This window comes from Achromobacter maghribensis, assembly GCF_057334215.1.
Genome location: NZ_JBHFII010000008.1, coordinates 29431 through 32584 on the forward strand (window position 1 = coordinate 29431; position 3154 = coordinate 32584).

The 3154-nt window shown below is 63.8% G+C and carries 2 protein-coding genes; one reads left to right on the forward strand and one right to left on the reverse strand.

Annotation, left to right across the window (positions count from 1 at the left end):
- Nucleotides 1-44 precede the first annotated feature (44 nt).
- Entirely contained in the window at nt 45-1517 is a 1473-nt protein-coding gene (locus ACE039_RS03450; RefSeq protein WP_485821693.1) for a YdgA family protein, read from the reverse strand.
- A gap of 305 nt (nt 1518-1822) precedes the next feature.
- On the opposite strand from ACE039_RS03450, the gene ACE039_RS03455 reads away from it, so the two are divergent.
- The coding region (locus tag ACE039_RS03455; protein WP_485821694.1) for a DEAD/DEAH box helicase at nt 1823-3154 on the forward strand (1332 nt) is incomplete at its 3' end.

The window sequence follows — 3154 nt, forward strand, 5'->3', positions numbered from 1 at the left end:
GGCGCGGCGGCTTTTTTCGTTGCGTGGATTGACGTGCCCGCGCCTTAGCGCGCGCCACCCATCGCGCCGCTCATGACCATCATCAGGAATTGCTCGACCGGCATCTTCTTGCCGTTGAAGTCGACCTGACCGTCGGCGTAGTTCAGGTACGAGACGATGTTGTTGTTCTCGACCTTGGCCATGCCCATCGCGGCTGCCATGGTGCCGACCATTTCGGCCTGGCCCTTGGCGGTCTGGGCGGCTTGCTCGGCGGGCACGCCACGCATCTGCGGTTCGATGGCCATCAAGTCGCTCAGGTTGCCCTTGGACAGCACCACCTTGGCGTCCAGCTTGCGCACCGCCTGCGTCAGCGTATCCGCGAATTCACCGTCCATCGAAGCCGGCTTGGTCAGATCCAGGTTCAGGTTGAACGTGGACGTGCCGTTGGCCGTGCGGACTTCCAGCGGCGACACCGCCAGGGTCGGGTTGCCAGCCAGCAACAGCCCGACGTTGGTCTTCAGGATCTGCTGCTCTTCCGGCGTGAACTGCGGCGTCTGCTCTTCACCCTTGCTTTGCATCATGCGGCGCGAAGCGGCTTCGTAGACGTCGTTCAGCGCCTTGAACGCCTTGGAGTCCAGCTTCTGCAGGTCGATGGCCAGCTTCATGCCGGCCATGTCCTTGGCCTGCACGTTGATCATGCCGAAGTCCAGGGCCATCTTGGCGCCCATCAGCGAATTGGCTTCCGTCACGTCCACGGCAATCGTCGTGTCCTTGAACTGGACGGGCGGCTTTTCCTTCGACGTGATCGTCCAATCCTTGAACGTCACCTTCTGGCTGCCCACGTACATGTCGTTGGAAGCCGGGGTCATGTCGCTGGTCAGCGTGATGCCTTGCAGGGCCATGCTGACGATGTCGCTGTTTTCCGATTGACCGGACAGCACCAGCTTGTCCGTCTTCAGGTCGAACACGCCATGGTCGGTGCCCGTGGCGTATTCGACGTTGCCCGTCATGCCCGAGAAGCTCAGGTTCGTGTCGCCCTTGGCCACTTCCACCGGCGCCAGGTTGAACTTGCCCGTGATGTTCTTGGCGTAGCTGACGCTGTAGTGGCCGGTCAGCGGCGTGGCGCCCTTGGCGGCGGCGAACCATTCCTTGACGGCCGGGGTCTCTTCCAATGCGAAGTCGCTGGCCACCATGGCCGGCATGAAGGCGCCGGTCTTCAGGTTGGACAGGGGCAGGGGGCCGTGGCTCAGGTGCTCGACGAACAGCACGTCGCGGTCTTCGGCCGGCTTGCCGTCGGCGGCGGGCAGGGTGAACTTCACGCGGTAGCGCGCGGTGGACGAAAAGACGCCACGCTCGAACGACACCAGCTCGACCTTGGAGCCGATGCCCCACTTGTCGCTCAGCGTCTTCAAGCTGTCGTTGGCGTTCGTGATCGATTGATTGACGAAGTCCTCGGCCTTCTGGCCCGTGTACCAGGCCGTGCCGGTCCACACCGCGCCCAGGACAACAACGACACCCACTAATGCCGACTTCTTCATAGCGATCCTTTATTCTTCAAATGGATATAAGCGCACGGATTATAGGGAGTGCCGCCTAGGGAAAACACTTATTTCGTGCATAGGCGATGCAATATGTTACGTGGTGATACCGCCCCGGTAAAAAAACCCCCGGTGCTGCACTGCCACATCAGCTACAATCGCCCTGTGTGCTTTGCCAATCTGCACACGTCCGCTAGGCCCTTCGCTGCCAAGCTTCGCCCATCAGGGCGCTTCCCTTTTCTCCTTATTCGTCCGCCTGGATTGGAGTCTCTCAACTTGAGCGACGGGCTGCCGCTGGAGTTGTTTTGACTACCTCTTCCCCTTTTGCCGACCTCGGGCTGGCTGATTCCCTGTTGCGCGCTATTGCCGATACCGGCTACACCGCACCCACCCCCATTCAAGCCCAAGCCATTCCGCAAGTGCTGAAAGGCGGCGACCTGCTGGCCGCCGCACAGACCGGCACCGGCAAGACCGCCGGCTTCACGCTGCCGATCCTGCACCTGCTGATGCAGCAGAAGCCGGAACTGCGCAAGCCTGGCCGCCCCCGCTGCCTGATCCTGACCCCGACGCGCGAATTGACCGCGCAGGTCGCGGAATCGGTGCAGACCTACGGCAAGTACACCTCGCTGACGTCCATGGTGATGTTCGGCGGCGTCAATATCAACCCCCAGATCTCCGCGCTGCGCAAGCCGCTGGACATCCTGGTGGCCACCCCCGGCCGCCTGCTGGACCACTGCGGCCAGAAGACGGTTGACCTGTCGGGCGTGGAAATCCTGGTGCTGGACGAAGCCGACCGCATGCTGGACATGGGCTTCATCCGCGACATCCGCAAGATCCTTGCGCTGCTGCCCAAGCAACGCCAGAACCTGCTGTTCTCGGCCACGTTCTCGGACGAAATCCGCACGCTGGCGCGCGGCGTCCTGAACAACCCGGGCGAAGTCTCGGTCACCCCGCGCAACACCGCCACCGAACTGGTCACCCAGACGGTGCACATGGTGGAACAGCATCACAAGCGCGACCTGATCAGCCACATCATCCGTGAAAGCGGCTGGCACCAGGTGCTGGTGTTCACGCGCACCAAGCACGGCGCCAACCGCCTGGCTGAAAAGCTGGTCAAGGACGGCCTGACCGCCGCCGCGATCCACGGCAACAAGAGCCAATCCGCCCGCACCCGCGCGCTGGCCGGCTTCAAGGACAGCACCGTGACCGTGCTGGTCGCGACCGACATCGCTGCCCGCGGCCTGGACATCGACCAGTTGCCCCAGGTCGTGAACTTCGAACTGCCCAACGTGCCGGAAGACTACGTGCATCGTATCGGCCGCACGGGGCGCGCTGGCGCCACCGGCGCCGCGGTCTCGCTGGTCGACAACAGCGAAATCAAGCTGCTGAAAGACATCGAGCGCCTGATCAAGAAGACGATCGAGCGCAAGCCCGTCGAAGGCTGGACGCCGTCGCCCACCAGCGCCGCCGCGTTCGAACGCCAGGAACGCGATGAAGACGCGCGCAGCCCGCGCGGCGGCAATCGCAATGGCGGCGGTGGCCGTGGCGGCAACGCCGGCCGCGGCAACGGTGGCGGCAATGCCGGTGCCGGCCGTTCGCGCCCCGCGCAAGGCCAGCCCCGCGCCGCTGCTGGCGGC

Coding starts and splice junctions, on each gene's coding strand:
- ACE039_RS03450 (WP_485821693.1), bottom strand. CDS start 1,517: ATGAAGAAGTCGGCATTAGTGGGTGTCGTTGTTGTCCTGGGCGCGGTG.